The following is a 24346-nucleotide window of genomic DNA, read 5'->3' as shown; positions in this document are numbered from 1 at the left end:
CCATGCATGCGGCCTGACCGGACACCCCGCCGGAGGACGTTATCTGACGAGGCAGGTCTCCTGGCTCGCGGGTCAATGCTGCGGTCTGGCCTTCCCGGTTCCTTGCCGAACCAGTGACACGTAACGACCGCCGCTCGCCGCTTACAGTTGCGGGGGCAGCGCCGGAATTGCCCCTTTGCGAGGCGCACCGGCTTCCCGTCTTAGCTTCGCGGCGCATGACGACGCGAAGAACCTCGACAGCTTTCAGGATAGAGGCCGCTCAGTGATTGTCAACAGACATATAAAGAATTCTTTATATGATGTAGGATTATCGGTTCAGCGCCTCGTCGATCGTCGTGAAGATAGATTCGAGACTGAGCCCGAGCATCTGGAAGGCGATGATGCACGCGAGCGAGATCAGCGCGGCGATCAGCCCATATTCGATCGCGGTCGCGCCGCGTTCGTCGCAGAGGAGGTTCGATGGTCGTCGGGTCCGCATGTTTCTGTTCCCTTGTCTCTGTTCCGTTCATGGTCCCGCGCGGGGAATAGCTTGGCGGGACTGCGGCTTTTCCTGCGGAAGAGGATTAATGGCCTGATAAGCGAAGAAAATCATGGTCGGTCTGTAGGGGGCCGGTTCGTGGCCGGTGACGAAGGGCTGGCCTTCGCGACCGTCCGCTGTCAGGTTCGCGGGCGTGGTTGGATCGAGACGGGGGATGCGGATCATGCGAGGGGCGATGCCAAGGATGGTGGGAATGGCGCTGGTGGCGGGGCTGTGCGCCGGGTCGGCGGGCGCGCGCGAGGCGGGATCGGTGCTGATGCCCGAAAATGCGGAAGCGCGCGCGTTTCAGGAGGCGGTGGGCTATGCCGATGCGGTGATCGCCGGCGACATCATCTATCTGTCGGGGGTGGTCGCGGCGCCAGCGAAGGGCGAGAGCGATCTGGCGCCTGGGTATGAGCGCGCTTTCAAACATATCGCCGCGACGCTGGCGCGCGCGGGCGCGAGCTGGGACGATGTCGTCGACATCACGACCTTTCACACCGACCTTGCCGCGCATATCGACGGCTTTGCGGCGGTGAAGAACAATTATGTCAAGGCGCCCTTTCCGGCGTGGACCGCGATCGGCGTGTCGCGACTGTACGAACCGACCGCGGTCGTCGAGATCAAGGTGGTGGCGGTGCGGCGCGCGAAATAGCGCGGCGGCTCAGCCGCCATTCGCGGTAAGGCGCACGGGCTTCGGCGTATAGGAGCGCACGCGGTTGCGGCCGGTGCGCTTGGCTTCGTAGAGCGCCTGATCGGCCTCGTGCATCAGTGCGGCGAGGTTGGTGCCACCGCCGGGCGTCCCGACTGCGATGCCGAAGCTCGCGGTCGGGCAGAGGCTGGCGGGGATGCGGTCGGCGCAGGCGGCCTGAAGGCCGGTGCGCACCGCTTCGGCGAGCTGGCGCGCCGACTCGATCCCCGCGCCGGGGACGAGCAGCGCGAACTCCTCTCCGCCGATGCGGCCCGCGACCATAGCTGCGGGGCCGATCAGCCGGACATGCGCGCCGAAAGCGGCGATGATCGCGTCACCGACCGCGTGATCGTGATTGTCGTTGATGCGCTTGAAATGATCGAGGTCCGCGACGAGCAGCGCGACGGGGCGCGCTTCGTCCTGGCAGCGACGAAGCGCGGTTTCGGCCTGCGCCTCGAACCCGCGGCGGTTGAGCAGGCCCGAAAGATTGTCATAGTCGGCCTGACGGCGCAGCTCGGCGATCTGGTCGATCGCAACCGCGACCATCAGGCTGATCGCCGCGACGATCGACACCATCGCCTGCGTGAACTGGACGGTGGTCCAATAGATTGACTGCTGGAAGCCGACATAATTGTCGAAACCGCCGCGTAGCGAAAGCAGGACGACGGGTCGGACGATGAGGTTGAGCGCCGAAAAGGCGGCGACCCAGAACAGCACGCGGTCGATCAGGTGGCGCTTTTCGACCGGCCAGAGCGCGATGACGACCATGGTCGCGATGATACCCGCGCCGGTGCTGATCGTCAGGATGCGCGCGGCGATGCTCGGTCGGCCGAGAAGGAACCAGACGAAGATGGTGGTGGAGACGGCCGCGGTGATGCCCATCGCGCGCCAGGGGACGGGGAGGTCGTAGCGTTTGATGATCGCGGCGGCGAAGAGCATGCCGGTCGCGAGGAAGCCGACATTCGCGGGTAGGCGCTGCAGTTCCATCGGCAACACCGGGCCGACGTCCTGGATCAGGAAGGCGAGGGCCGAAGCCGTATAGGCGGCGGCGGCATAAGCGACGTAGCGCTCGCGGCGGTTGAGCCACAGCAGGAAAAAGGCGGTGGCGAACAGGAAGCCGATGCCCGGGTTGAGCAGCGAGATGAAAAATTGTCCGTTCACACTACCGCTTTCTGCCCCCGCCCCGATGGGTAGCAGAGACACGGATAACGAAGCGTTACTTTTCGGGGAGTTAAGTCACGGTAACCCGGTGCGGACAGGGCTCAGGCGGTGCCGCGCACGACGAGATGGACGGGGATGCGCGTGCCGCTGCGCGTATGCTCGTCGTCCTCGAGCGCCATCGCGACGAGCGCCTCGCCCGCGGCATCGAGGTCGGGCTCCAGCGTGGTGAGCGCGGGGTCGGCGAGCGTACCGGCGCGGATGCCGTCGAAGCCGATCAGCGCGACATCCTGCGGAACGCGGCGCCCCGCATCCTTGAGCCCCTGCAGCACGCCGAGCGCGAGCATGTCGGACGCGGCGAAGATCGCGTCGGTTTCGGGGTGCGCCTCCAGCAGCGCCTGCACCGCGGCTACGCCCTGCGCGTGGCGGTCGGCGGCGGCCGGCGGCTCGGCGACGATGGGGGTGAGGCCGTGCGTGCCAAGCGCGGCGGTAAAGCCGTCGCGGCGTTCGTCGAACTGGCGCTGCGGCGATTGCTGCGGCCCGACGAAGGCGATGTGGCGGCGGCCGTCGCGTACGAAATGTTCGGCGGCGAGTTGGCCGCCGATGTCGTTTTCGCTGCGCATCCAGTGGAAGGGACTGCCCGGGCTGCCCCAGCAGACGAAGTCGAGGCCGGAGGCCTGCGCCTCGGCGAAATATTTCCACGCTTCTCGGTTGCTGGTCGTGCCGATGACGATCATCGCGTCGGCGAGCCCCGAGGCGACGAAATCGGCGCGGAAATTGTCGGCATTTTCCTGAAAGGAAACGAGCAGGTTGAACCCGCGCGCCGAGGTGGCGGCCGCGATGCTGCCCAGAAGCGCGAAATAGAATGGATTGATCGCGCTGCGGTCCTCGCCGGGGCGGCAGATGGTAACGAGCGCGATCGTCTCGCTGCTCTTGAGCCGCAGCGACGAGGCGTGACGGTCGACGACATAACCCAGCTCGCGCGCCGCGGCCGAGACGCGCGCGCGTGTCTCGGCATTGACGCCCGGGCTGTTGCGGAGAGCGCGTGACACCGTCGATTGGGAAACCCCGGCGCGTTCGGCGACGTCGAACGAGGTCGGGCGCAGCGTCTTCATTGGCAGTCCTTCATCCCTTTGCGCCGTCCTTCGCCGCGAGGGCGGGGCTTGTCAATCGGCGAGGCCGTCGAGCGCCAGCAAAGCAAAGCTCGCGAGCCAATGTTCGCCCATATAGTCGCCGGTGACATGCGGGAGCGCGGCGGCGAGGTGGCGCTGCGCCGCGGCTTCGGCGACGGGGCTGACGGGATGGTCGGCGCCGAGCCCGGCGGCGATCGCGCGCCAGCTCCACGCGCGGCTGAGATTGAGGCCGTCGAGATGCGCGATCTTGCCGTCGCTGCGGTCGGAGACGGTGGCGGGCATGAAAAGCGTCGCGGGCTGCTCGGCGGTGGCGCGAGGGAGGAAGGCGTCGAACCATGGCGTGAAATCTTCGCATAGGACAACGGCCATCAGATGCGCTTCGGTGAGCGCGGAGGAGAGGAATTCGTCACCGCCGGGTTCCCATGCCTGACAGTCGCGATCATCGGCGAACCAGCCGCGCGCGCGGGCGTCGATGAGGGTGACCAGCGCGGGATCGCGGGTTTCGGCCCAGTGGCGCGCGAGAAGGAGCGCAAAGCTGATGTTGAAATGGGTGCCGACGCGCAGCGGATAGGTGAGCTTGGGGAGGAACGCGTGGAAGCGCGCGGCAAAGGCGGCGGCAAGCGGTTCGAGCGCGGTGGCCCAAGGGGCGTCGTGACGCTCGGTCTCGGCGTGGAGTGCGAGCAGCCAAGCCCAGCCATAGGGGCGCTCGAAGCCCGCAGCATAGGGGCGTTCGAGATAGGCGAGTTCACCGGCCACCTTCCCAGGCACGAGCATTTCGTCGGCGCGGGCGCGGATATCGGCGGAGATCGGCAGATCGGGGAAGCGGCGCGCGAGGCGAAGTATCTGCCACCAGCCATGGACGCAGCTATGCCAGTCAAAGCTGCCATGAAAGATCGGGTGGTGCTCGCGCGGCGGCCTCGCATCCTCAGGGCCGTTCAGCACAAGGTCCATCTTGTACGGATATTCGCGGCCGAGATGCGCGAGGGTCGCGTTGGCGAAGCGGGCGGCGTGGTCGGGGGTGAGAATGGTCATTCCATATCCTGTGGTCATCATTGCGACCCCGGCGAAAGCCGGGGGAAACAATTCAGAGCGGTTTACGCATGCTCTGGATTGCCGCGTCGCTTCGCTCCTCGCAATGATGATTAAAAGGCAAATAGCCAGATGAAGACGATGTTCACGGCCAGCAATGGGAGTGCCGTTCCGATTTGCGCCTTGATCACGCCATAGGGGTTTTTGAGTTCGAGCAGCGCGGCGGGGACGAGATTGAAGTTGGCGGCCATCGGGGTCATCAGCGTGCCGCAGAAGCCCGCTAGCATACCGATCGCCGCGACGACCGCTGGGTCGCCGCCATATTGCTTGATGAGCAAGGGCATGCCGACCGCGGCGAGCATGACGGGGAAGGCGGCGAAGGCATTGCCCATCACCATCGTGAAGAGCGCCATGCCGAGCCCGAAGGCGAGCGTCGCGCCGAACAGGCTGCCTTCGGGGATTGTGGTGCCGATGAGGTCGCCGACCACCTCGCCGACGCCCGCGAGCGCGAAAACCGCACCTAGGCTGGCGAGCATCTGCGGCAGGATCGCGGCCCAGCCGACCGCGTCGAGCAGACGGCGTCCCTGCTGAAGCGGGAGCAGGGGAGGCGGTTTGAGCCGCGCCATGCCGACGGCGAGCGCGATGAGAACGCCGATCGCGAGCGAGATCAGTGTCGCCTGTTTGGGGTCGGCAAGACCGGGGACCCATTTGAAGAGGAACGTGCCTGCGAGAGCGACCGCGGGGATGATCAGCGCGACCAGGAGCAGGAAGGGGCCGTGTTTTGCGGCGCGTTCGGTCTGGACGTCGGCGGGGACGTCGCCGTCCGGCGCGCGGCCGATCTGCCCGGTGCCGGCGATCGCGACGAGCGCAAGGACCAAAAGGCCGTTGCCGAAGTCGCCGAGCCGGTCGCCCGCTAGCATCGACAGGGCAAGCAGGCCCCAGAAGGCGGCGTTGCCGAAACGCTTGGGGTTGCTGCGGTCCTGAAGGCCGAGGATCGCAAATAGTGCGAAGGTCAGTCCCGCGAGGACATAGACGAAGCCGAGCGTGATCATGCGCTGGCCTCCTTCTTCGCCATGCGCCGTTCGAGGCGGCGAAGGCGGAAGCCGTGGATCAGGAAGGCGGCAATCGCGGTCGGGATGGCCCAGAGCGAGAAGTGCAAAGGTTCGATCTGATAGCCATAGCCTTCGAGCACGCCCTTCATCAGCAGGATCGATCCGATCGCGAGGAAGATATCCTCGCCGAAAAAGAGCCCGATATTGTCGGTGGCGGCGGAGAAGGCCTTAACCTCTTCGCGCTGATCGTCGGTCAGCGCATCGTTCTTTGCCTCGGCGGCGGCTTCGGCCATCGGCGCGACGAGCGGCCGGACGGTCTGCGGATGGCCTGCGACCGAGGTCAGGCCGACCGCCGCCATCGCCTGACGCAGCAAGAGATAGGATGTGAGCAGGCGGCCGAGCGTCGCGCCCTTCATGCGGCCGATGAGCGTGCGGGCGTGTTGCTGAAGGCCGTAAGCTTCGAGGAGGCCGATGACGGGCAGGACGATCCAGACGATCGAGACATAGCGTGTGTCGTTGAACGCCTTGCCGAAGGCGGCGATGATCGCACTTATGTCGAGCCCCGCGGCAAGCCCGGTCGCGAGCGCCGAGGCCATGATTACGAGCAGCGGATTGAAGCGGAGCAGAAAGCCCGCGATGATGATGAGGATGCCGATCAGGACGAGCATGATCGATATCCCTTCACTCCGTCATCCCCGCGTGGGGTAGACCGTGCTGTCGCCAAATTATCTCTCCCTAGGGTTCCCATAACCGCCGCCGCCCGGCGTTTCGATCACGAAGGCATCGCCCGCGGCAAGCTCTGCGCTGCCGGTGGCGGCGAGCATTTCGACCCGGCCGTCGGCGCGCTCGACCCAGTTGCGGCCGGGGGCGGCGTCGGCGCCGCCTGCGAGACCTTTCGGTGCGATCTGACGGCGGTTCGCAAGGATATTTGCGGCCATCGGCTCGCGGAAGCGGATACTGCGGGTGGCGCCGTCGCCGCCGTGCCATTGACCCGCGCCGCCCGAACCTTGGCGGATCGCAAATTGCTCGACGATGACCGGGAAGCGCGTTTCCATGACTTCGGGGTCGGTCATGCGGCTGTTGGTCATATGCGTCTGGATGACGCTGGTACCGTCGAAGCCGGGCCCGGCGCCCGAGCCCCCGGCGATGGTCTCGTAATATTGGTACGCTTCGTTGCCGAAGGTGAAATTGTTCATCGTCCCCTGCGCGGGGGCCATCGCGCCGAACGCGGCGAAGAGCGTATCGGTGATGACCTGGCTGGTCTCCACATTGCCCGCGACGACCGCGGCGGGATAGCGGGGAGACAACATCGAATTATCGGGGACGATCAGCGTGACCGGGGCAAGGCAGCCTTCGTTCATCGGGATCGGGTCGTTGAGCATGGTGCGGAGGACATAAAGCACTGCAGCGCGGACGACGGGTGTGGGCGCGTTGAAATTGTCGGGTAGCGTTGCCGACGACCCGGTGAAGTCGATCGTGACGTGGCGCGCTTCGCGGTCGACCGTCACCGCAACTGCAACCTCGGCGCCATTGTCCATCGCATAGGTGAACCGGCCGTCGCCGAGGCCTGCAATGAGTTGGCGCACCGCCGCTTCGGCCTGTCGCTGGCCGTGCGCCATATAGGCGGCGACGGTCGCGGCGCCGTGCCGGGCCGAGAGGTCGGCAAGGGCGCTTGTGCCGCGCTGGCAGGCCGCGACCTGCGCCTTGAGGTCGGCGATATTGAGCGCCGGGTTGCGGGCGGGGTAATCGCCCGTGATCAGGTGTGCGTGGACTTCGGCGTCGAGGAAGTTGCCGTCGTCGACGATCAGCTTGTTGTCGAAGAGGATACCTTCGTCGTCGATGCTGCGGCTGTTGGGTGGCATCGAGCCGGGGGCGATGCCGCCGAGATCGGCGTGATGGCCGCGCGCGGCGACGAAGAAGCTGGGTGCATCATCCCCGCCATTTTCTTTGGCGACGAATACCGGCATGATGACAGTGATGTCGGGCAGGTGGGTGCCGCCATCATAAGGGGCGTTGAGGGCGTAAGCGTCGCCCCTGCGAATGCCGCGGCCGTCGCTGGTCCGCTGTCGAAGGATGGTGCGGACGCTTTCGCCCATCGAACCGAGATGCACCGGCATGTGCGGTGCGTTGGCAACGAGGCGGCCTTCGCCGTCGAAGATCGCGCAGGAAAAATCGAGCCGCTCGCGGATGTTGATCGACGAGGCGCTGTGCTGGAGAGCGCCGCCCATTTCCTCGGCAATCGCCATGAACAGGCTGTTGAAGATTTCGAGGCGGATCAGATCGGGGCTAATCAGGTCGTCGGCGGTGACGGCGTGGGTTTCGGCGCCTCGGGTGCGGGTGAGGAGTAAGGTGCCTTCTCTCTGGACCTCGGCACGCCAGCCCGGTTCGACGATCGTGGTCGAGAGCGTGTCGATGATGATCGCGGGTCCGGCGAGGGCGCGGCCGGGGGCGAGCGCAGCGCGCTGGTGCAGCGGGACTTCATGCGGGGCGCCGGCGAGCCAGGAGGTAATCATCTCGGGCGCGGTCTCGGTCGGTGGCGTGGCCGGCGGGAGTGTCGCGGGGGCGTCGCCCGCCTCGGTCAATTCGACACGGATCCGGTCGACCACCAGATTGTCGTGCGGCGCATAGCCGAAGCGCTGGCGGAAGGCGGCGGCGAAGGCTTGCCTGACCTCGGCGGGCGAGGCTAGCGGAAGTTCGATCGCATTATCGCTGTCGGCCAGGCGGACGAAGAGCAGGGTTTCGCGCGTCGTTGCTGCGCCGGGCGCAAGGTCGGCGCGGGCTTGTTCCGCCAGCTCGCTTTCGGTGGCAGCCAGCGTGGCCGCGCAATGCTCGTCGAGCTTCAGCGCCAGCGTGCGTTCGCGGATCGACGAGGGTTTGGCGAGGCCCATGCCATAGGCCGAGAGCACCCCCGCGAGCGGGTGGAGCAATATTTCGTCGATGCCGAGCGCGTCGGCGACGAGGCAGACATGCTGTCCCGCCGCGCCGCCAAAGCCGACGAGGCTGTAGCCTTGTGTCACGTCGTGGCCCCGCGCGATGGTGATGCGTTTGATCGCGTTCGCCATCTGCTGCACCGCGATGGCGAGCAAGCCCTCGGCAAGGGCTTCGGGCGTGATGCCTCCGACATCGGCCGCCATGGCGGCGAATTTTTCCACCACGACGGCGCGGTCCAACGGCTGATCGCCGTTCGGTCCGAAGAGTTTGGGGAAATGTTCGGGCTGTATCTTGCCGAGCAGGACATTGCAGTCGGTGACTGTGAGCGGGCCGCCGCGGCCATAGGCAGCGGGGCCGGGGTTCGCACCGGCGCTTTCGGGGCCGACGAGCAGGCGCGTGCCGTCCCAGCGGCAGATCGAGCCGCCGCCCGCCGCGACTGTGTGGATGCGTAGCATCGGCGCGCGGATGCGCGTGCCCGCGACGATGGTCTCGTTATCGCGTTCGAGGTGGCCGGCATAATGGCTGACGTCGGTCGAAGTCCCGCCCATGTCGAAGCCGATCAGGCGGTCCTTGCCGAGCGGCGCCGCGCTGCCGACCATGCCGACGATGCCGCCGGCGGGGCCGGAGAGGATTGCGTCGCGGCCGTGGAAAGCGGCGGCAGAGGCGAGGCCGCCCGAGCTCTTCATGAACTGGGGAGCGACGCCGTCCCCCAATTGCGCCACGAATTGATCGACATAGTGGCGTAGCACGGGCGAGAGATAGGCGTCGGCGAGCGTCGTGTCGCCGCGCCCGACGAGCTTGATGAGGGCGCTGACGTCGTGGCTCGTCGAAATCTGGGTGAAGCCGAGCTCGGATGCGATGGCTGCGAGGCGCTGCTCGTGCTCGGGGTATCGGTAACCGTGCATCAGCACGATCGCGATACTGGTGAGGCCCTTGCCGCGGGCGGCTTGCAGCGCCGAGCGGGCCTGCTCCTCGTCGAGCCGAATCAGGACATCGCCATCGGGGCCGATGCGCTCGGCGATCTCGGCCACCGCCGCGTGGGGCGGGGGCGTGCGATCGAGCCGCCTCGCGAACAGTTCGGGGCGGTCCTGATAGCCGATCGTCAGCGCGTCACCGAAGCCCGACGTGATCGCGAGCAGGGTCGCCTCGCCCTTGCGTTCGAGGAGCGCGTTGGTTGCCACCGTCGAGCCCATGCGGATGGCGAGCGGAGGAAGCGCGCCGGCGCTGGCGCCGGTGAGATCGCGGATCGCATTGACCGCGGCGTCGCCCGGGCGCGCCGGGTCCTCGCTCAAATATTTGGTGGTGACGACCGTGCCGTCGGGGCGGCGCGCGACGACGTCCGTGAAGGTGCCGCCGCGATCGATCCAGATGTGCCAGCGCTTGTCAGTTGGGGATGCCATTGTCCGGCCATCGAATGACGATGGCGAGGCGGTTGTCAACCGCGGTGCGTTCCCAGCTGCCCTTGAGCTGCCGCTCGATGAGTGTGCGGATGAACCGCGTGCCGAAGCTTTCGCTTTCGATATGCGGCGTTTCGGCAAGGTCGGCTTCGACCCAGTCGAGTTCGATATGTCCATCGTCGCGGTGCCAGCCGACGGTGAGGCGGCCCTTGCCCGCGAGCGCGCCATATTTGATGCTGTTGGTGACGAATTCGTGGATCGCGAGCGACAGCGCCTGTGCGCCTTCGTCGTCGAGACGGACCTCGGGCCCTGCGATGGCGGCAAGTTGTTCGGCCGAGACGCCCGCGAGTTCGAGTTCGCGGTGGACGATCCGCCCCAGATCGACGCTGTCCACCGCGCCGGTGACGAGCATCTGCTTGGCGTCGGAGAGCGCGCGCATGCGGCCATCGAACCGCGCCTCAAACTCCTCGAGCGTAGCAGATTCGCGGAGCGTTATGCGCGCGAGCGCACCGATGCGTGCGAAGGCGTTCTTCATCCGGTGCGCCATCTCGCCGATCATCAGTTCGCGATCCTCGGCGTGCCGCGCCTTTTCCTCTGCAAGCGCCTGTGCCTCACCGACGCGGCGCTGCTGGACGCGATGGAGCTGCGTCGCGAGTAACGCCAGCGCGAGACCGAACAGAAAGATGCCAAGCGGTCGGCCGAGCCGTTCGAGCAGGCGACCATATGAGATACGCATCGTCCACTGGCGATCGGCGATGCGCAGCATCTGTTCCTGCGCGTCCCAGCCCATCTTGCCGTGCCGGAACACGATCGGTGCCGACGGGCCGGCGCCGGCGCGAATTTCGAGCCCGTTGATCTGGCCGAGCTGCGGCCCGAGTATGGCCTTCATCATGTCATTGATGCGGAAGGGGGCATAGATGAAAGCTTCGATCGGCCGGACGCCTGGCGCCGTCGCGGTCAAGCCCGCCGCGGTGTCGCTGGCCATTCCCCGAGCATAGACGGGAAGATAGATGAGAAATCCCGGCTGCTTGACCTTTGCGGCGCGTTCCTGCGCGAGATGGACGATGCCGCTCGCGGCGGGGCGACCGGTCTGCCAGGCGCGGCGCATCGCTTCGCGGCGCACGGGTTCGCTATACATGTCGAAACCGAGTGCGACGTGGCGGCGGGGTGTATAGGGCTCCACGAGCACGACGGCGAAGCCGACCGGCTGGCCAGTCTCGCCCCACACCTTGATGTCCTCGCCGTAATTTTCCTTGAGTCGCGCTTCGAGTTCGGCTGGCGCTCCGGCACGCATTGCGGCCGCGATACCGATTCCTTCCATGCCGGGCGAATGGACCTGCGGTTGAAGCGCGCCGAGATAGGCGCGGATGCCGGGGCCGCTGGCGGCGGCGTCGGACTGATAGAGCGCGCGCACGCCTTCGAGGATCGCGACATGGTCGCGCAGCCGCATGTTGAACTGCGCCGCGACGCGTTCGGCCTGGTCGGCTTCTTCGGCCTGATTATAGAGGAAGCTGGCACTGGCCGCGACGATGGTCGCAAACAGAATGACCAGCCCGACGAACCGGACCAGCAGCGCCAGCAGCCGATCTGCCCATGTGGAAGGGCGCATTGAAGATATCCCGCCTGTGGCCGCCGCAGCAGCGTCCCCCTCCAAGGCCTGATGTTTCACGCGGAGGGACTGATAGCAAGTTAATTTCATTCCGTTCCGGCCGCATCGCGAGGCCGGTTGCAAGTAAAAACTCATTGCCTATGATGCAGGTTATGGACGGGAGAAACGGGATGATCATTTACGGTTCGGTGGTGTCGCCGTTCGTGCGCAAATTGCTGGGCTATCTCGGCGAAAAGAGGATCGAGTTCGAGCTGAAGGGCGTCGGCATCGGCGATCCCGACCCGGGGTTTCGTGCCGCGTCGCCGCTGGGGAAAATGCCGGCGATGGACGACGACGGCTTCCTCCTCGCCGATTCGAGCGCGATCATCCAATATATCGAGGCAAAATATCCCGAGCCTGCGCTGATCCCCACCGACCCGCAGGAACGCGGCCGCGTGATATGGTGGGAGGAATTCGGCGACACGGTGTTCGCGGCATGCAGCGGCAAGATGTTCTTCAACCGCATCGTGGCACCGAAATTTCTGGGACGCGAAGGCGATCTTGCCGCCGCGGCGCAGGCCGAGGGCGAGGAATTGCCGAAGCTGCTCGCCTATCTTGAAAGCGCGATTCCGGCGTCGGGGTTCCTCGTCGGCGACCGGCTGACGCTCGCCGACATAGCGGCTGCCTCTCCGCTCATGAATTTCCGCCATTGCGGTGCATGCATCGATGCAGCCGTCCATCCCCGGATCGCGGCGTGGAGCGAGGCCATATTGTCGCGGCCCAGCATGGCACCGTGGATTGCAAAGGAAGAAAAACTGATCGCGCGTGTGCTGGCGGCGTAAAAGCCGCAGGGTCAGACCCTAATATTCGACGAAGATCCGGACCCGATCGACGCTGACCCCCATGGCGTGCGCGATTTCTTCGCGGCTCCGTTCGATCAGCTCCTGCGCGTCCTCGGGCGTCGTCTCGTCCACCAGGTCGGTCGCCGGGACGCCCAATATGCCGGCGAGTTTCGCCATGCGTCCCTGCTTGGGGCGCGACCGACCGGTTTCCCAGCTCGAAACCGACGGAGCGCTGACGCCCATCTGTTCGGCAACCTCGGCCTGATTGAGCCCGGCTTCGGTGCGCAGCCGTTGCAGGCGATCGCCGAACGCTTCGTCGATCGCGGGTTCGGCCTCCTCCTCCTCCTCCTTGATGAGGGGCTCCGGGTCGACGGCGCTTTTGAGCTCCACGGCGCTGAGCGTCGCGGGTGATACCGGACCTTCGAACTGGCATCCGAAATGCCGCCCGCTCGCCCAGATGACGACCGCGGTGATGTCGCCGGCGTGCGGAAGCTCGATTTCGATCCGGTCGCCGGCCGCCAGCTTGACGTCGCTTTCGAACAGCAGCCCGGTTCCAGAGATATTGTGAATTTGAACCTCGATGCCGGAGCCGTCATGGTGCGAACCCCGGGCGAGAAGGCTGAGTTTCCGGCGATCGTCGTAACGTCGGTCGGCGCCTGGCGCCGATGGAAGAAAATATCCGGAAATGGCCATATGCGGTTGTTGGGGTCGGCTGGTTAAAAGAAAGTTAGCGGCGGCGCCGAAAGATGGCGTGCCGACGCAAAAGCAGGGTGAGCGCTGGCTAAACTTCGTTTTTCGGTCGGCCGGTCAATTCGACGGTCCGTTCGATCCCGATCGCTTCCAGAAATGCCGTGTCGTGACTGACGACGAGCAGCGCCCCGTCAAAAGCGGCAAGACCGGTTTCGACGGCGTTGAGCGACTCGATGTCGAGATGATTGCCCGGCTCGTCGAGGATCAGCAGTTGCGGCGGCTGCGGGGCGCCGAGCACGCAGGCAAGACCGGCGCGGAGCATCTGGCCGCCGCTGAGCGTGCCGACGATGCGATCGGCGGCATCGGCGCGGAAACGGAAGCGCGCGAGCGCGGCGCGGCATTGGTTGTTCGTCGTGCCTGGGTTGAGACGAAGAAAATTGTCGGCAATCGACAGCGCGGGATCGAGCAGGCTGACGCGCTGGTCAAACAGCGCGAATGGAACGCCCACCCGCACTTGCCCGGACCATGGGGCGAGCGCGCCTGCGATCAGTGCGAGCAGTGTCGACTTGCCCGACCCGTTGGGGCCGATGATGGCGACGCGTTCGGGGCCGGTGATGGCGAGCGACAGGTCCGCGATAACGGGTAGGTTTTCGGTATAGCCAGCGGTCACATGGTCGAGCGCAAGCACCGTTCGCGACGCCGCTAGACCCGTGGAGGGCAGGCCCACCGATAGCGGGTCGACGATCTCGATTTTCGCGCGCGCGGCGGATAGCTGCTCTTCGGCTTCGCCATGCTGGCGCTCGGCGAGGCGGTTCCCCGCGGCGCGGGTTTCCTCGGCGCGGCGCTTGAGTCCGCCGATCAGGATTTTCGGCATGTCGCCGCGTGCCGCCTTTGCGCGCCCCCGCGAGTCGCGGCGGTCCTGTTTTTCGGTTGCCGCCTGCGCCTGCCGCTGTGCCGCGTCGACGCGTTTTTCGGCGCCCGCGAGTTCGGCCTCGACCGCTGCCTGCTCGATGTCTTTGCGCGCGCGATAGGCGCTCCATCCGCCGCCGTAACGCGCACTGCCGAGGCTGGTCAGCTCGACGATCGCATCCAATTCCTCGAGCAGCTCGCGGTCATGGCTGACGACGATCGCGCCGCCGCGCCAGCGGGCCAGGAGGTCGCGCACAGCTTCGCGGCCCTCGCGGTCGAGATTGTTGGTGGGCTCATCGAGCAACAGGAAGTCGGGCGCGGCGAACATCGCGCCAGCGAGCGCGGCGCGCGTGCGCTGACCGCCCGAAAGCTGGGCGAGCAGGGTGTCGGCGGGAAGGGGCAGGCCGGCGCCTGCCAGCGCCTCGTCAATCCGCGCTTCCAGCGTCCAGTCGGCGTCCCCGATCTCTTCGACGGTCGCCTCGCCCGCTTCGGCCTTGCGAAGCAACGCAAGGGCGCTCCGCGCGCCGAACAGGTCGGCGATGCTTTCATGCGCGGCGACCTGCACGGTCTGGCGGAGCATCGCGATGCTGCCGTCGATTGCCATACTGCCCGATGCGGGCGCGAGCTCGCCTGTCAGCAGGCGCAGCAGCGTCGATTTGCCGACACCGTTGCGCCCAACGATGCCGGTGCGTTCGGGCTGGAAATTAAGGTCGAGGTCCGAAAGGACGGCGCGGCCGTCAGGCGTAGACCAGCTGAGATTGGAGATCGTAATGGACGGAGAGAAGGGGGGCATGAACATGAACTTTCCTGGCGGCAAGGCGGGGCTGCGTTGCGGTCAGGTTGCGGTCCATGGCGAAAGTCTCCGGTTGATTGAGAGGGGAATGTAGGGGGCTTGGCGGTTCGGCGCAATCGGGGTTGTGGTGTGGCTGCATTTCGACCCACTGCTGACCCCTCAATCCCCGTCACCCCCGACTTGATGCGTGGTCCCGCTTTAAGACCAAGCCAGTCGATGCGGAAGAAAAGCGGGATCCCGGGTCAAGCCCGGGATGACGGAAGTTGCGTGACTGAACATAGGTGCCCCCGCGCACCCCAACCCCTCACGCAGCTCTCCTGTGTTACCCGAATAAAACCCCTTGCCAAGCATGCGCTACAAATGTAGCACGCTACAAATGTAGCGCATGAGGTGAGTCGTATGTTGTCCAGTTTGCCCCCGCGGGAACGCGAAATAGTCGACATTCTCTATGAGCGCGGGGCGTCGACCGTGACCGAGATTGGCGAGGCGCTGGCCGACGAGCTGTCGGGTTCGGCGATCCGCGCGATGCTGAAGCGGCTCGAGACCAAGGGCTTTGTTGCCCGGGAGCAGTCGGAGCGCGGTTTCGTCTATGCGCCGAGCGTGTCGGACAAGACTGCGCGCAAGTCGGCGCTGAGCCAGGTCGTGCGTGTCTTCTTCAACGGATCGGCAACGAGCGCCGCGGCCGCGCTGCTGGGTATGCAGGACGAGATGAGCAATAGCGAACTCGACGAGCTTGAACAGATGATCGCCAAAGCGCGCGAAGGGAGAGGGTGATGCTGACCACCGCCATGTTGCTGGGCTTGGCCTGGAAATCCGTCGTCGTCGCGGGGCTGACGCTTGGTCTGTTGCGCCTAGCGCGTTGGCGTTCTGCCGGCGAGCGATCGATGATCGCGCATGCGGGGCTCGCGGCATTGCTCGCACTGCCCGCCGCGATCCTGTTGCTGCCGCAATGGACGCCGCTGCCCGCGAGTTGGTCCTTCGAGGCCGCCGCGCCAGTGGTGCAAACCGCAACCACGAAGGGGGCGGCGATCGACCCGACACCTGCCGCGACGTCGGTCCCCGTCGTCGCGGACAGTGTCGGCTCGACGCCGATAGCCTTTCCGTGGAGCGACCTTGCCCCCTTTCTCTATCTTATCCCGCTCGCACTGCTGTCTGGAATGATGACGCTGGCCGTCGTGCGGCTGTTCGCGATGCGCGGACGTGCGGAGATATTGGTCGAGGGCTCGTGGCTGTCGGCGCTGGCGGAGGCGCAGCGGCGCATGGGGTTCAAGCATGGCACCGCGCTTTTGGTCAGCAAGGAATTGCGCTCGCCGATCAGCTGGGGCGTGCTGCGCCCGACCATCGTGCTGAGCCCGAAGGCGGTGGCGGCCTCAGGCGAGGCCGAGGCGATCATCGCGCATGAACTGGCGCATGTCGCGCGGCTGGACTGGGCGAAATTGCTCGGTGCGCGCGTCGCCTGTGCAGTCTTCTGGTTCAATCCTCTGGTGTGGATGCTGGCGCGTGAGAGCCATCAGCTTCGCGAGGAAGCCGCCGACGATGCGGTGTTGATGGCCGACATCAACGGGCCCGATTATGCGACCCTGCTGGTCGGCGCAGCGCGCCACGACAATCAGGGCGCGCTGCTCGCCGCGCATGGTGTCGCACCGGGCAAGGACAGCCTGAAGCGTCGCATCACCCGCGTGCTCGACGGCAGCTTGAAGCGCGGCCCGGCGAGCGCGAGCTGGATATTGATGAGCCTGGTGGTGCTGGCGGGCGTGACCGCGCCGCTGGCGGCCTTCTCGGCAACCGCAAGGCCCGCGGCGACGGCGGACGTCCACTCCGTCGTCGCCTCGACGGCCAAGGAGACGACGACTGTGACATCGCGGTCCGCATCAGCTGCGAAGGCCTTAGCGACCGAGGATGCGGCCACCGCCGCCGCGACGGCGAAGACGCTGAGCGCCGAACAACTGGTGAGCATGCGTGCGGTCGGGGTGACTCCTGAATATATCGAAAAGATACGCGAGAGCGGCGGATCGATGGACGCCGACGACATCATTTCAGCAAAGGCGAGCGGGATCGATCCCGCTTATATCCGGCAGATGCGCGAGGTTATTCCCGGCGCTGATTTCGACGAGCTGGTCGGCGCGCGGCATGTCGGCGTCAATGCGGCCTTTGCGCGCGACATGAAATCGCATTTCCCTGATATCGGCGTGGACGATCTGATCGCGCTGAAGGCGATGGGGGTCGACTGCGACTTCGTGACCGACATGCAGAAGTCGGGCGTGAGAATGCGCGACGCGGACGACGCGATCGAGCTGCGTGCGACGAGCGGATTCCGGCCCGTGAAACCGCGTCCTGCCGCCGCGCCGCGACCGGTTGCCAAGGCGGTGCGCAACGGGAATGTCGCCGTGGTCGATATGGAGCGCGGCGTGATCGAAGCGCGGCGCGCCGACGGCCGGACCGCGCGGGTCGAATTCCCGGCAGCACCGGAACCGCCCGAGCCGCCCGTCCGCGACTGACGCCCGGACATTCGTCCGTAGCGACCGACGATTAATCGAAACCTGATTCAAAATTGCTGCTGCGGCGGCGAGCGATGACGCTCGCCTGGCGCACGGAGGGAGGAGTGCACCAAATGAAAGCTCTGTTATTTGCCGGCAGCGCCACGCTGCTGTCGATCCTCGCCTGTTCGGCGCCGACTGCCGCCGCCGACCCGCTGGTGCTCAGCGACGTCAGCTGGATCGCCGAGCCCACAAGCGGAAAGAAGGGCGCGCCGCGCGTTCGCATCCAGCACAAACAGTCGAGCAGCGACCAGACACTCGACGGCTCGCGTCCCTATTTCGCCGCTGCGGAAGCGGCGCTCGGCCGGACCACGCCGGGACCGGTCAGCTTTACCGTGACGCATGATGCAGGGACGCTGACCTGCACTGGCACACTGACCCGCGCGTTCGCGGGGAAGGGCGAATGCCGCTTTACCTCCGACCCCGCTTTCGAGCGCGCGCTCGGCAAACGCGGACTGGCGCCCGATCGGCGGTCGACCCTGCTCGCGATGCTGCTCGTCGATGCGACGATCGAACTTGCCGACGGGCTGGCGAACGAGGGCGTGGGACCGAAAGATGCCGACGACCTGATCGCGGCCGCGGCGCTCGACGTACGGCCCGAATATGTTCGCGACCTGAAGTCCGAGGCACTGGTGCTAACCGATGTCGAGGATGCGATCGCGTGCAAGGCGCTGGGCGTCGACGGCGCCTATGTGCGTGGGCTTGCCGCGGCGGGATACCGGAAACTGAGCGCCGACGACGTGGTCGGCATGAAAGCGATGGGCGTGACGGGTGAATATGCGCAGGCAATGAACCGCGCGGCGGGGGGAATTTCCAAGTGAAGCGATGGACCAGCCTGATCGCGGTCGCGGCCGCGATTTCTGCCCCCGCGCTGGCGCAGGAGGTCGCGGCCCCGACCGGCGACACGCCGCCGCCTGCGGCGACCGAAGCGCCCGCCGGGGGCATCAGCAATGCGGCGCGGCAGGTCTATGCCCCCGCTGACTTCGCACGCTACGCGCCCAACAATGCATATGACATGTTGATCCAGGTCCCGAGCTTCCAGATTCGTGACAACGAAAATCTGCGCGGACTGGGGCAGGCGACGGGCAATGTCCTGTTCAACGGCGAGCGGCCGTCGAACAAGGGCGACGACATGTATACCCAGTTGTCGCGTATCCCCGCAGGCAATGTCGAGCGGATCGAGATTGTCGATGGCGCAACGCTCAACATTCCCGGGCTGTCGGGGCAGGTCGCCAATATCGTCTATCGCGCCGACGCCTTTTCCGGGCAATTTTCTTGGAAACCCGAGTTCCGCGCGCATTACACCGACCCGCTGTTCACTCGCGCCGACGTGTCGGTGCGCGGCCGCACCGGGGCGGTCGAATATGAGGTTGCGCTGAACAATGATGATTCGGCGCGTAGCGGCGCGGGCGGGCCAACGCTGATCTATGATGGCGCGGGCAATATCACCGAACGGCGCAAGGATATCTGGAACACGCATTACGACACGCCGAAGCTGTCGGGGCGGATTACCTGGGACCCGGCGGGCGACACCGTCGCCAACCTTGGCGGCCATTATCAGCGCAAATATGACCGCTATTATGAGGACGGCCTGCGCACGGGCCCCGGCCTGCCCGATCGCCTTCGCACGGTGTATGAAAATGCCGATAGCTGGAATTACGAGGTCAGCGGCGATTACCAGTTCGGTTTCGGCCCCGGAAAGCTGAAACTGATCGGCCTCCGCCGCTTCAGTCACGAGCCTTACCGGCAGGAAATCGTCACGACGCCCGAAGGCGGTGTCGCCACCGGCGACCGCTTTGCACAGACCGGCGATCTGGGCGAGACGATCGGGCGCGGTGAATATCAGTGGAAGATGTTCGGCGGCGACTGGCAATTGTCGGGCGAGGCGGCGTTCAACACGCTCGACAATGTTGCGTCGATCGCGGTTCTCGATCCGTCAGGGGCATGGGTCGACCAGCCGTTTGAGGGCGGCACCGGCGGGGTCAGCGAGGATCGCTATGAAGGTTTGCTAAGCTTTGGGCGCAAGCTGACCGACAAGCTGAATTTCCAGATCATTGCGGGGGCCGAGCATTCGACGATCACCCAGACCGGGATGAACGGGCTGACGCGCAGCTTTTTCCGGCCAAAGGGGTCGATCTCGCTCGCCTGGACGCCATCGCCCGATTTCGATGTATCGGTGAAGCTGCGGCGCCGCGTGCTACAACTCAGCTTCTATGATTTCCTCGCGCGTGCCTTCTTGAACGACGGCAACCAGAATGAGAGCAACAACGACCTGCGGCCGCAGCAGGACTGGACCTATGAGGCCGAGATCAACAAGAAGTTTGGCGCCTGGGGCTCGACCAAGGTCATCCTGATCTATCGCGACGTCGAGGACCGCGTCGATGTGATCCCGATCGGCGCCAATGGCGAAGCGGTCGGCAATATTGCGAAGGCCAAGGCGGGCGCGATCGACTGGACCGCGACGATCAACCTCGATCCCGCCGGGATCAAGGGAATGCGGCTCGAACCCCGGATGCTGCTGCAGAAGAGTTCGCTTCGCGACCCCTTCACCGGCGAAAAAAGGCAATGGAACGGCTTCACCGACACGGTGATCAGCCTGGGCCTGCGCCACGATATTCCGGCCAGCGACTGGGCGTGGGGCGGCGATGTCGAATATTCGCACTATCAGCCCAACTATCGGCGCACCCAGGTCGATAAGGTCTGGGAAGGGCCGGTCTGGGCCTCGGTCTTTGTCGAGCATAAGGATGTAATGGGCCTGACCGTGCGGGCGTCGATCCGCAACATTGCGAATGCCCGTTCGAAGCGCGATCGGACGGCCTATACCGGCGTCCGTGGGGAAAGCCCAGTCAGCTTCGTCGAAGAACGCGATCGGCTGATCGGCCCGATCTTTTCCTTTTCGGTGCGCGGAAAGTTCTGACCAGCTAAGGGAAGGGGATGATGGCGCGCCGGATCAAAATCTATTTCGATGGTGGATGTCGGCCCAATCCGGGGCGGATGGAAACCGCCGTCGTGACGGGCGGCGCGGCCGTGGTCGTGCGCGATGCCGGGATCGGCAGCAGCATGGATGCCGAGTGGCTGGCGCTGATCGCGGCACTGCGGCTGGCACGCGATCTGGAACTGACGGACTTCGTTCTGCTCGGCGATGCGGTGGCGGTGGTGGAGCAGGCGACCGGCGCCGTGCGGGCGCGGGGCGAAGCGGCGGATCACTTGGCTGCGTTTCAAGCCCTTGTCGGTGCAGGGCCGCTGCCGATCGTGCGTCACATCAAGCGGACGCAAAATCTGGCGGGCATCGCGCTGGCGCGCGGACGGTAGAACGTGGAAGGACTGTCAATCGACATCATGAGTTGTTAAGCGCCGCGCGCCTATCCTTGGCGGGACCTGATGGAAGACCGGCGCGTTGAAGCAAACTTATCCCTTGCCCGTACATCACAGCTGGCCGCTGTATGAGCGTGATCGCTTTTTCGAGCTCGGTCAGTTGCATGGGAACGAGATGCTAGACCCGGTTCCCGATCTGGACGATGTCGTGGCGCCGGTTCGGCCTGCCCGGCTGGGCCAGTGGGAATGCGATCTGACCGACGATGACCGGCTGAGCTGGTCGGACGAGGTCTATGACATATTCGGCATTCCGCGCGGGGTGGCAGTGGCGCGCCACGAGGCCGTCGCGCTCTACACCGAGGGATCGCGCGCGGCGATGGAGAAGCTGCGCGCCTATGCGATCAGGCATCGCCGCGGCTTCACGCTCGACGTCGAAATCAAACCAGCGCGGGCGCCGCGGCGGTGGATGCGATTGATCGCTGCGCCGGTTTGTGCGGGCGATGATGTCGTTCGGTTGCAGGGCCTGAAGTTCATCGTTCCGGGCTCGATCGGTCCCGAATTTTGAACCGGTCGCACGGCCGGGCCTGAGAAACCACCGCTCTGGCAGTATTGGCGGCGGCTTTCGTTGACGCGGGTGCGCGTGCAGCGCAGTCGATATGTGACAAGCGTTGAAGGCGACAAAGGCCCAGCACGCCTGATTCTTCCGTTCATTCCCGAAGGCATTTGCCCCGTATATGAAGTTTTTTAATCGGTTTGCGTCGGCCGCGCACAACATGGCCATCGACCTGGGTACAGTGAATACGGTGGTTTATGTTCGGGATCGGGGTATTGTCCTTAACGAACCGTCGGTCGTTGCGCTGGAAACGCGTGACGGCGTGAGGCGTGTGAAGGTCGTCGGCAACGAAGCGAAGCCGATGATGGGCAAGACGCCCGACAACATCCAGGCGATCCGGCCGCTGCGCGATGGCGTGATCGCGGACATCGACGTCGCCGAACAGATGCTGAAGCATTTCATGGACAAGGCGCAGGGCGGCACGAGCCGTTTCATGCAGCGCACCCATGTCGTGATCTGCGTGCCGTCGGGCTCGACGATGGTCGAACGCCGCGCGATCCGCGATGCGGCGAGCAATGCCGGCGCGGTATCGGTGCAACTGATCGAGGAATCGCTAGCCGCCGCGATCGGCGCCGGGCTGCACGTCACCGAACCGAGAGGGGCCATGGTCGTCGATATCGGCGGCGGCACGACCGAGGTCGCGGTGCTGTCGCTGAGCGGTATCGCATACAGCAATTCGGTGCGCGTCGGCGGCGACAAGATGGACGAGATGATTTCGTCGTCGATCCGCCGCAGGCACAATCTGATGGTCGGCGAGATGACCGCCGAGCGCGTCAAGCTGACGATCGGCTGCGCGACGCCCCCGGTGGGCGACGGAATGACCATGGGCGTCAAGGGCCGCGATCTGGTCACGGGGCGCCCGGCCGAGGTGCAGGTGACCGAAGCCGAGATCGCCGAAGCGCTTGCCGAGCCGGTCGGACAGATCGTGAGCGCGGTGCGCGCGGCGCTTGAACAGACGCCGCCCGAACTGTCGGCCGACATCATCGACGAAGGCATTACGCTGACCGGTGGCGGCGCGCTGCTGCGCCGGATGGACGAGGCGATCGCGCGCGCGACGGGGCTTCCTGTCGTGGTCGCCGACGATGCGCTGATCTGCGTCGCGATGGGCGCGGGCCGCGCGTTCGAGGACCGCGCCTATCACGGCGTGCTGATCGCGGCTTGAGCCGAGGGGGCTCGGCTGGAAGCCGGCCTTGAATAGCGGCTTTGGCGTGGGGAGCGGACGATGAAATCCTCCCCACTTGTGGGGAGGTGGCAGCGCGAAGCGCTGACGGAGGGGGGGAGCGCAACTGCGCAGCCTCGCCGAAAGCCGCGAGCCCCCTCCACCGCCTTCGGCGGTCCCCCTCCCCGCAAGCGGGGAGGATTTTACGGCAACAACCGGTCGTTATCCGTCGTCTCTGCTTCCTGAGTCGGCTCAGGCGTAGGCGTCGATTGCGGCCAGGTTCTTGGCCTTGTCGACATCGCTCAGGAACGATCCGGTGAAGCTGTTGCGCGCGAGCGTCAGGAGGTCGTCCTTCGACAGGTCGAGCGCGTCGGCGACCGCCTGGTAATTGGCGTTCACATAGCCGCCGAAATAGCTGGGATCGTCACTGTTCACGGTCGCGCGGAGCCCGGCGGCGAGCATGGTCCCCAACGGATGGCCGGCGATGTCGTCCACCACGCAAAGCTTCAGGTTCGAGAGCGGGCAGACGGTAAGCGTCATGCCCTCTGCCGCGAGGCGCGCGACGAGCGCGGGGTCTTCGAGGCTGCGGTTGCCATGGTCGATGCGGTCGACCCTGAGCAGGTCGAGCGCCTCATGAACATAGGCGGGCGGGCCCTCCTCGCCCGCATGCGCGACGAGTTTGAGGCCGAGGCCGCGGGCGCGCGCGAAGACGCGTTCGAACTTGGCGGGCGGGTGGCCGACCTCCGACGAATCGAGCCCGACGCCGTCGATGCGTTCGAGAAAGGGCAGCGCTTCGTCGAGCGTCTTTTCGGCTTCGGCCTCGCTGAGATGGCGGAGGAAGCACATGATGAGTTTCGACGTCATGCCATGGCTTGCCGCCGCATCGCCGAGCGCGCGGGTGATGCCCGCAATGACGGTTTCAAAGGCGACGCCGCGTGTCGTATGCCCCTGCGGGTCAAAGAAGATTTCGACGTGGCGGACGGCATCGGCGTGAGCGCGCGCGAGATAGGCCGCGGTCAGGTCATAAAAATCCTGCTCGGTCCGAAGGACGCCCATCCCCTGATAATAGATGTCGAGGAAATCCTGGAGGTTCGAGAAGGCATAGGCGGCGCGCACATCCTCGACCGACGCGAAGGGGATGGCGACGGCGTTGCGCTGCGCCAGGTCGAACATCAGTTCGGGTTCGAGCGAGCCTTCGATATGGAGGTGGAGTTCGGCCTTGGGCAGGCCGGCGATGAAGGCGGCGCGTTCTGCCGCCGACGCAAAACCATCAGGCATCGGGCGTGTCCTCTTCGCGCAGGATGATGGCGGCCTCGGGCTTGTGCCGGCGGATTTCGTCGACCGTCAGCCCGTCGACCTCGTGCGGGAAGATCAGCCATTGATCGGTTTCGTGGACGAAGAAGTCGGGGCGAAGGTCGGTGACGTTGCGGCCGGGTTTGTACCAGACGGTCGCGATGCGGATGTCGCGCGGCATATTGTTGCGACAGCGCGCCTTCAGTTCGGCGATGAAGGCACGGATGCTGCGACCGCTGTCGAACACATCGTCGATGATCAGCAGCCGGTCCTCGGGGTTCAGCGTGTCGATCAGATAGCCCAAAGCGAAGACTTTGACGTGCGCATCCTGTTTGTCGATGCCGTGATAGGAAGAGGTGCGGATCGCGATATGGTCGCAATGCCGGCCGTGATAGTCGAGCAATTCCTGCACCGCGATCCCGACCGGCGCGCCGCCGCGCCAGATGCCGACGAGGTGCGTCGGCTGGAAGCCGCTGTCCAGCACCTGCATGCCGAGCCGGAAGGAGTCGGCGAGCAGATCGTTCGCGCTGATGAAGATTTTCTCGCCGGTCATGGGCGTGGATTAAGCGCGCGTGAGGAGCGGGGCAAGGTGGGTTTCGAGCGGTTGCCGACTTCCCAATATCGTCACCCTCGAACGCGACACGTGGCTCGTTCGACTTGATCCGGGGTCCCGCTATTTCGTGAAGCGTGCCAGTGCCT

At 65.6% G+C, this 24346-nt stretch carries 22 protein-coding genes and 1 riboswitch; of the genes, 9 read left to right on the top strand and 13 right to left on the bottom strand.

Annotation, left to right across the window (positions count from 1 at the left end):
- Positions 1–32: 32 nt before the first annotated feature.
- A riboswitch (cobalamin riboswitch) is annotated at positions 33–251 on the bottom strand.
- A gap of 56 nt (positions 252–307) precedes the next feature.
- Positions 308–478 (bottom strand): Flp family type IVb pilin, encoded by a 171-nt coding sequence (locus KEC45_RS16575; RefSeq protein ID WP_252171155.1) that lies wholly within the window; start codon positions 476–478, stop codon positions 308–310.
- Positions 479–505: 27 nt separating this feature from the next.
- Positions 506–703, bottom strand: coding sequence for a hypothetical protein (locus tag KEC45_RS16570; protein WP_152682253.1), 198 nt, complete (start codon positions 701–703; stop codon positions 506–508).
- Between the two features lie 28 nt (positions 704–731).
- On the opposite strand from KEC45_RS16570, the gene KEC45_RS16565 reads away from it, so the two are divergent.
- Entirely contained in the window at positions 732–1172 is a 441-nt protein-coding gene (locus KEC45_RS16565) for a RidA family protein (RefSeq protein ID WP_252171154.1), read from the top strand.
- A 9-nt stretch (positions 1173–1181) separates the two neighbouring features.
- On the opposite strand, the gene KEC45_RS16560 is transcribed toward KEC45_RS16565, so the two are convergent.
- The 7 genes from KEC45_RS16560 to KEC45_RS16530 form a co-directional block, all read right to left on the bottom strand.
- On the bottom strand, positions 1182–2369 hold the full coding sequence (locus KEC45_RS16560; RefSeq protein ID WP_252171153.1) for a GGDEF domain-containing protein: 1188 nt from the start codon (positions 2367–2369) through the stop codon (positions 1182–1184).
- A gap of 101 nt (positions 2370–2470) precedes the next feature.
- Positions 2471–3481, bottom strand: coding sequence for a LacI family DNA-binding transcriptional regulator (locus KEC45_RS16555; RefSeq protein WP_062176353.1), 1011 nt, complete (start codon positions 3479–3481; stop codon positions 2471–2473).
- A 51-nt stretch (positions 3482–3532) separates the two neighbouring features.
- Positions 3533–4531: a DUF2891 domain-containing protein gene (locus tag KEC45_RS16550; RefSeq protein ID WP_062176356.1), complete on the bottom strand. Its 999-nt coding sequence runs from the start codon at positions 4529–4531 to the stop codon at positions 3533–3535.
- Between the two features lie 110 nt (positions 4532–4641).
- Positions 4642–5580, bottom strand: coding sequence for a DUF979 domain-containing protein (locus KEC45_RS16545; RefSeq protein ID WP_062176358.1), 939 nt, complete (start codon positions 5578–5580; stop codon positions 4642–4644).
- Complete coding sequence (locus KEC45_RS16540) at positions 5577–6248, bottom strand: DUF969 domain-containing protein (RefSeq protein WP_062176361.1); 672 nt, start codon at positions 6246–6248, stop codon at positions 5577–5579. Before KEC45_RS16540 ends, KEC45_RS16545 begins: the two co-directional genes overlap by 4 nt.
- A 57-nt stretch (positions 6249–6305) precedes the next feature.
- Positions 6306–9911, bottom strand: a complete 3606-nt coding sequence (locus tag KEC45_RS16535) for a hydantoinase B/oxoprolinase family protein (protein WP_252171152.1) — start codon at positions 9909–9911, stop codon at positions 6306–6308.
- Positions 9895–11517: a CHASE domain-containing protein gene (locus KEC45_RS16530; RefSeq protein WP_062176367.1), complete on the bottom strand. Its 1623-nt coding sequence runs from the start codon at positions 11515–11517 to the stop codon at positions 9895–9897. The genes KEC45_RS16535 and KEC45_RS16530 overlap by 17 nt, the downstream gene beginning before the upstream one ends.
- A gap of 170 nt (positions 11518–11687) precedes the next feature.
- On the opposite strand from KEC45_RS16530, the gene KEC45_RS16525 reads away from it, so the two are divergent.
- Entirely contained in the window at positions 11688–12338 is a 651-nt protein-coding gene (locus KEC45_RS16525; RefSeq protein ID WP_062176370.1) for a glutathione S-transferase family protein, read from the top strand.
- Positions 12339–12356: 18 nt separating this feature from the next.
- Here KEC45_RS16525 and KEC45_RS16520 read toward each other — a convergent pair whose 3' ends face one another.
- Both KEC45_RS16520 and KEC45_RS16515 read right to left on the bottom strand, forming a co-directional pair.
- Entirely contained in the window at positions 12357–13031 is a 675-nt protein-coding gene (locus KEC45_RS16520; RefSeq protein ID WP_062176373.1) for a helix-turn-helix domain-containing protein, read from the bottom strand.
- Between the two features lie 88 nt (positions 13032–13119).
- Positions 13120–14736, bottom strand: a complete 1617-nt coding sequence (locus KEC45_RS16515) for an ABC-F family ATP-binding cassette domain-containing protein (protein WP_252171151.1) — start codon at positions 14734–14736, stop codon at positions 13120–13122.
- 462 nt (positions 14737–15198) lie between these two features.
- On the opposite strand from KEC45_RS16515, the gene KEC45_RS16510 reads away from it, so the two are divergent.
- The 7 genes from KEC45_RS16510 (at position 15199) to KEC45_RS16480 (ending at position 22357) form a co-directional block, all read left to right on the top strand.
- On the top strand, positions 15199–15504 hold the full coding sequence (locus KEC45_RS16510; protein WP_231740080.1) for a BlaI/MecI/CopY family transcriptional regulator: 306 nt from the start codon (positions 15199–15201) through the stop codon (positions 15502–15504).
- On the top strand, positions 15504–17228 hold the full coding sequence (locus tag KEC45_RS16505; protein WP_062176376.1) for a M56 family metallopeptidase: 1725 nt from the start codon (positions 15504–15506) through the stop codon (positions 17226–17228). Before KEC45_RS16510 ends, KEC45_RS16505 begins: the two co-directional genes overlap by 1 nt.
- A 113-nt stretch (positions 17229–17341) precedes the next feature.
- On the top strand, positions 17342–18088 hold the full coding sequence (locus KEC45_RS16500; RefSeq protein ID WP_152682254.1) for a hypothetical protein: 747 nt from the start codon (positions 17342–17344) through the stop codon (positions 18086–18088).
- Positions 18085–20184 carry a TonB-dependent siderophore receptor gene (locus KEC45_RS16495; protein ID WP_062176383.1) on the top strand — a complete coding sequence of 700 codons (2100 nt, stop codon included), beginning with the start codon at positions 18085–18087 and terminating at the stop codon, positions 20182–20184. The genes KEC45_RS16500 and KEC45_RS16495 overlap by 4 nt, the downstream gene beginning before the upstream one ends.
- Before the next feature lie 20 nt (positions 20185–20204).
- The gene (locus tag KEC45_RS16490; protein ID WP_062183292.1) at positions 20205–20579 is read left to right on the top strand and encodes a reverse transcriptase-like protein; all 375 of its coding nucleotides are present in this window, start codon (positions 20205–20207) and stop codon (positions 20577–20579) included.
- Between the two features lie 103 nt (positions 20580–20682).
- Positions 20683–21147, top strand: a complete 465-nt coding sequence (locus tag KEC45_RS16485) for a hypothetical protein (RefSeq protein ID WP_238586522.1) — start codon at positions 20683–20685, stop codon at positions 21145–21147.
- Between the two features lie 169 nt (positions 21148–21316).
- Entirely contained in the window at positions 21317–22357 is a 1041-nt protein-coding gene (locus tag KEC45_RS16480) for a rod shape-determining protein (protein WP_062176389.1), read from the top strand.
- 249 nt (positions 22358–22606) lie between these two features.
- Here the strand turns inward: KEC45_RS16480 and KEC45_RS16475 are convergent, their stop codons facing one another.
- Both KEC45_RS16475 and KEC45_RS16470 read right to left on the bottom strand, forming a co-directional pair.
- The gene (locus KEC45_RS16475) at positions 22607–23632 is read right to left on the bottom strand and encodes an adenosine deaminase (RefSeq protein ID WP_062176392.1); all 1026 of its coding nucleotides are present in this window, start codon (positions 23630–23632) and stop codon (positions 22607–22609) included.
- Complete coding sequence (locus KEC45_RS16470; protein ID WP_062176394.1) at positions 23625–24200, bottom strand: phosphoribosyltransferase; 576 nt, start codon at positions 24198–24200, stop codon at positions 23625–23627. The genes KEC45_RS16475 and KEC45_RS16470 overlap by 8 nt, the downstream gene beginning before the upstream one ends.
- Between the last annotated feature and the right edge of the window lie 146 nt (positions 24201–24346).

The organism is Sphingopyxis sp. USTB-05 (assembly GCF_023822045.1).
Classification (GTDB): domain Bacteria; phylum Pseudomonadota; class Alphaproteobacteria; order Sphingomonadales; family Sphingomonadaceae; genus Sphingopyxis.
The sequence above is the reverse complement of the archived record's forward strand: the minus strand, read 5'-3'. Positions and strand labels throughout refer to the sequence as shown.